The organism is Pseudomaricurvus sp. (assembly GCF_965662505.1).
GTDB lineage: Bacteria > Pseudomonadota > Gammaproteobacteria > Pseudomonadales > Cellvibrionaceae > Pseudomaricurvus.
Genome location: NZ_CBFIHX010000194.1, coordinates 1 through 4,459, shown reverse-complemented (window position 1 = coordinate 4,459; position 4,459 = coordinate 1). Strand labels below are relative to the sequence as shown.

Here is a 4,459-nt window from a genome sequence, read left to right as displayed (position 1 = left end):
AGAAGCCCTGGCTGCACTGGAAGCTCAAACCGCACCAGCCACTGCCGACAATGAATTGACCAAGGAACCCATCGCTGACGAAATCAACTTTGATGATTTTGCCAAGGTCGATCTGCGCGTCGCCCTGATCGCCAAAGCCGAACATGTGGAAGGTGCGAACAAGCTGCTGCGTCTGACGCTGGACCTCGGCGGCGAAACCCGCAATGTGTTCTCGGGCATCAAAAGTGCCTACCAACCGGAAGACCTGGAAGGCAAGCTGACGGTAATGGTGGCCAATCTGGCTCCTCGCAAAATGAAGTTTGGTGTTTCCGAAGGCATGGTACTGGCTGCCGGCCCCGGCAAAAAAGAGATCTATCTGCTCGAGCCTCATTCAGGCGCCAAGCCGGGTCAGCGGGTGATGTAAACGAAACCCTTGTCATTGCGAGGCCATAGCACCAACAGCAGGTCCACCATGGCGCCAACAGCGGGCGCTTTGCGCCTCTCAATGACAAATTTGCGCCTCTCAATGACAAAGTAGGCACAAGAAATTCAGCCAATAAGCCTTATCGGCAAAACCGTTAACAAGAACACGCATTAAACCATTAAAATTATAAGGTTTCCGGGCTCTGCCCCGAGCCCAACCTATTATGACAACCGGTTAACCGGTGATGAGCCTGAACTATGACAGATTTCGTGGTGATATTGATCAGCACCATTCTGGTCAACAACTTTGTACTGGTCCAGTTCCTGGGGCTGTGCCCATTCATGGGTGTGTCCAACAAACTGGAAACCGCCATCGGTATGGGCGGTGCCACTACGTTTGTACTGACACTGGCGTCAATCTGCAGTTATCTGGTGCATAACTTTATTCTCGCGCCCCTTGGACTCGAGTACCTCAAGACCATCGCCTTCATTCTGGTGATCGCGGTCGTGGTGCAATTTGCCAAGATGTTTATCGAGAAAACCAGCCCGCTGCTGTATCGCGTGTTGGGCGTGTTTCTGCCCCTGATTACCACCAACTGTGCGGTATTGGGTGTGGCGCTGCAGAACACCGCCAAAGCGCATACCTTTACAGAATCTGCGCTCTACGGCTTTGGTGCAGCAATGGGTTTTTCCTTCGTGTTGATTCTTTTTTCGGCCATGCGTGAGCGTCTCGCAGTGGCGGACGTGCCCGTGCCTTTTAAAGGCGCCGCGATCGGCATGATAACCGCAGGCCTGATGTCTCTGGCCTTTATGGGCTTTAGCGGTCTGGTCTGAGTACCGGCTGAACAATGTTGATGACTATGTACGAATATCTTCTGACACATCCTTTTCTTGCCGCACTGGCTGCGCTGGTAGCCCTGTCTCTGGTGTTTGGTGCCGTACTGGGTTACGCCGCCGTGCAATTCAAAGTCGAAGGCGATCCGATTGTGGATCAGCTAGACGAACTGCTGCCCCAAACTCAATGTGGTCAGTGCAGCTACCCCGGCTGCCGCCCCTACGCCGAAGCCATTGCCAATGGTGACGCCATCAACAAGTGTCCTCCCGGCGGCCAGTCCACGATTAACGCCATTGCCGACCTGCTGGATGTTGAAGCGCCCACACTGGATGAAGAACACGGCGAAGAGTCCGAAGTGAAAACCGTCGCCTACATTCGCGAAGACGAGTGTATCGGCTGCACCAAGTGCATTCAGGCTTGCCCCATGGACGCCATCCTTGGCGCCGCCAAGCAAATGCACACCGTGATTGCCGACGAGTGCACCGGTTGCGACCTGTGTGTCGAGCCCTGCCCGGTAGACTGTATTGATATGCTGCCGGTGGAATCCGGCTTGAGTGACTGGAAATGGCACAAACCATCTTCCGTCGTTGAAACCTTTGCTGAAAGTTTTCAGATTATTGCCACAGATAAACCTGCCGAGAAAAAAGATGGAGAGGCCGCGTGACAAAAGTTTGGTCGATCCCCGGCGGCGTTCACCCGGAAGAAAACAAAAGCCAGTCCCTGCAGCTCCCTCTCGGCGAAATCCCTCTGCCGAATGAGCTGATTTTCCCGCTTAGCCAGCATATTGGGGTTCCCGCCAAGCCGGTTGTGGCTGTGGGCGATCGCGTGCTGGCCGGGCAGAAAATTGCTGAAGCGAAAGGCATGATCAGCGCCCCGGTACACGCATCCACATCCGGTACCGTCACCGCCATTGAAGACCGCACTCTGCCCCACCCTTCGGGCCTGAGTGGTCCCTGCATTGTGATAGCCGCCGACGGCAAAGACGAATTTGCAGATTTCGACGCCTGTGAAAACTATCTGTCGCTGGATAAAGACACGCTGGTACAAAAAATTCGCAATGCAGGCATTGCCGGCATGGGTGGTGCTGGTTTCCCTACCGCCGTCAAACTCAGCCCACGGGCCAATCAACCCATTGATACGTTGATCATCAATGGCACCGAGTGCGAGCCTTACATCACCGCTGATGACATCCTGATGCAAACCCAGGCAGAGGACATCATCAAAGGCACACAGTTACTGGCCCATCTGCTGGGAAGTCCAGCTCGTGTGGTTATCGGTATTGAAGACAACAAACCCCAGGCCATTGCAGCGGTCACCAAAGCTGCTGAAGGCACTGTGGTTGAAGTGGTGAGTTTTCCCACCAAGTACCCGTCCGGCGGCGAAAAACAATTGATTCAGATCCTCACCGGCAAAGAAGTCCCCTCCGGGGGTTTACCCGCTGATATCGGCATCGTTCTGCAAAACGTCGGCACTGCCGTCGCTGCTTACGAAGCCGTACGTTTCGGCAAGCCGTTGATTGAACGTATCACCACCGTGGTGGGTGAAGCACTGCAAACCCAGCGCAACATCCGCGTTCGCCTGGGCACTCCTATTCATCATGTGCTTGCGGAACACGGCCTGGTCGAAAAGAAGGCCATGCGACTGATCGTTGGTGGCCCGATGATGGGGTACGCGCTGGAACAGGACGATGTGCCGGTGGTGAAAACCACCAACTGCATTCTGGCCCCCACCAAAAAAGAATTACCACCGCCATCACCGGCGCAGGCCTGTATTCGTTGCGGTATGTGTGCCGAGGCCTGCCCTGCCAGCTTGCTGCCCCAACAAATGTACTGGTACGCCGCAGCGGAAGAATACGACCGCCTGGAAGCGCAGAACATCAAAGACTGTATCGAATGCGGTGCCTGCTCCTTTGTCTGCCCCAGCAACATCCCGCTGGTGCAATACTATCGCGCAGCCAAAGGCACCATGCGTCAAATGGCGATCGATAAAGAGAAATCAGACCGCTCTCGTCAACGTTTTGAATTCCGTCAGGAACGTATCGCCAAAGCATAAGCGGAAAAATAAGCCAAACGACTGGCTCGTAAAAAAGCCGCCGAACTGGCCAAGCAAAAGCAAGAAGCCGATAAAGCCGCGGGGGTACAACCCACTTCGCATGCCGCGAAAGCTGATATCGTTGCCACCGCCATGGCCAGCGCAAAAGCCAAGCAAGCCACCCCAGAAGAGCAAAAAGCCAAACTGGAACGGGCCGTTACCAGCGCTGAAGGCCGACTGGAAAAGCTCCAACAGCGCCATACCGATGCGGACGGGGATATGAAAGAGCGGCTGGCAGCGCAGATTAAACAAGCCGAACTGAAACTGGAAGAAGCCAAAACCAAGCTGGCCGACTTCAAACCGGTACCGACTGAAATCGTCGCCGAAGCCGCCAACGCGTCAGCTCCCGCAACGGATCCTAACGATCCGGTCGCCGCTGCCATCGCACGTGCGCAGGCGAAGATGACCATGGCACCGGACGAGAAGCTGAAAGCCAATATTGAATCGTTAACCGGCCGCCTTGCCAAAGCGGAAGAAAAGCTGGCGGCAGCCAAAGCTGAAAATTCCGATAAGGTCGATGCCCTGCAAACCGGTGTCGACAAGCTGAAAGATAAAATCGCCACGGCCGAAAAAGAACTCGCCGAATTAGCGCCTTCGGAACCGGCCGCCCCAGCACCGCAAGAACAGGACGCCGCTGCAGCGGCTATTGAACGGGCGAAAGCCAAAGCCGCCCAGCAAGCCAGTATGTCGCCGGAAGACAAACTCCGCGATCAGCTGAACAGCATGTCAGGTCGGCTGGAGAAAGCGCGAGCCAAACTCGAACAAGCCAAAGCCGATAATGCCGACACCGTGGACGCGTTACAGCTTGGGCTGGATAAGATGCTCAGCAAACAGGAAAAACTGCGTGACGAATTGAGGGCCATCAACCCCAGCGCTCCGGAACTGAGCGATCAGAACACCGCCCCAGCTGAGGCCGAAGAAGCTCCTCCAGAACCGGATGCGGCAACCGCTGCGATTGAAAAAGCCAAAGCCAAGGCTGAAGCGCTGGCCAGCATGTCGCCAGAGGACAAGTTGCGCGATCAGATTGCCTCACTGGAAACCCGACTGGAAAAAGCCAAACAGCGACTCGCTAAAGCCGAAACGGAAGATGATCCCAATATTGACGCATTTAAAGCCGGTGTTGAAAAAACC

At 55.2% G+C, this 4,459-nt stretch carries 4 protein-coding genes and 1 pseudogene; all 5 read left to right on the top strand.

What is annotated here, in order from left to right:
* Positions 1–403: methionine--tRNA ligase subunit beta (gene metG / locus ACTG33_RS16385; protein WP_439136295.1), on the top strand; the 403-nt coding region annotated here is incomplete at its 5' end.
* A 257-nt stretch (positions 404–660) separates the two neighbouring features.
* Complete coding sequence (rsxA, locus tag ACTG33_RS16380; RefSeq protein ID WP_439136294.1) at positions 661–1,236, top strand: electron transport complex subunit RsxA; 576 nt, start codon at positions 661–663, stop codon at positions 1,234–1,236.
* Between the two features lie 26 nt (positions 1,237–1,262).
* Positions 1,263–1,901 (top strand): electron transport complex subunit RsxB, encoded by a 639-nt coding sequence (gene rsxB / locus ACTG33_RS16375; protein ID WP_439136293.1) that lies wholly within the window; start codon positions 1,263–1,265, stop codon positions 1,899–1,901.
* A complete protein-coding gene (gene rsxC, locus ACTG33_RS16370) occupies positions 1,898–3,289 on the top strand; it encodes an electron transport complex subunit RsxC (RefSeq protein WP_439136292.1) in 1,392 nt (463 codons plus the stop codon). The genes rsxB and rsxC overlap by 4 nt, the downstream gene beginning before the upstream one ends.
* A 132-nt stretch (positions 3,290–3,421) precedes the next feature.
* Positions 3,422–4,459: pseudogene (locus tag ACTG33_RS16365) on the top strand (electron transport complex subunit RsxC); the annotation flags it as partial.

Bases quoted from the DNA above. Each gene is read 5' to 3' on its own strand.
- rsxA (WP_439136294.1), top strand. From the start codon at position 661: ATGACAGATTTCGTGGTGATATTGATCAGCACCATTCTGGTCAACAAC.
- rsxB (WP_439136293.1), top strand. From the start codon at position 1,263: ATGTACGAATATCTTCTGACACATCCTTTTCTTGCCGCACTGGCTGCG.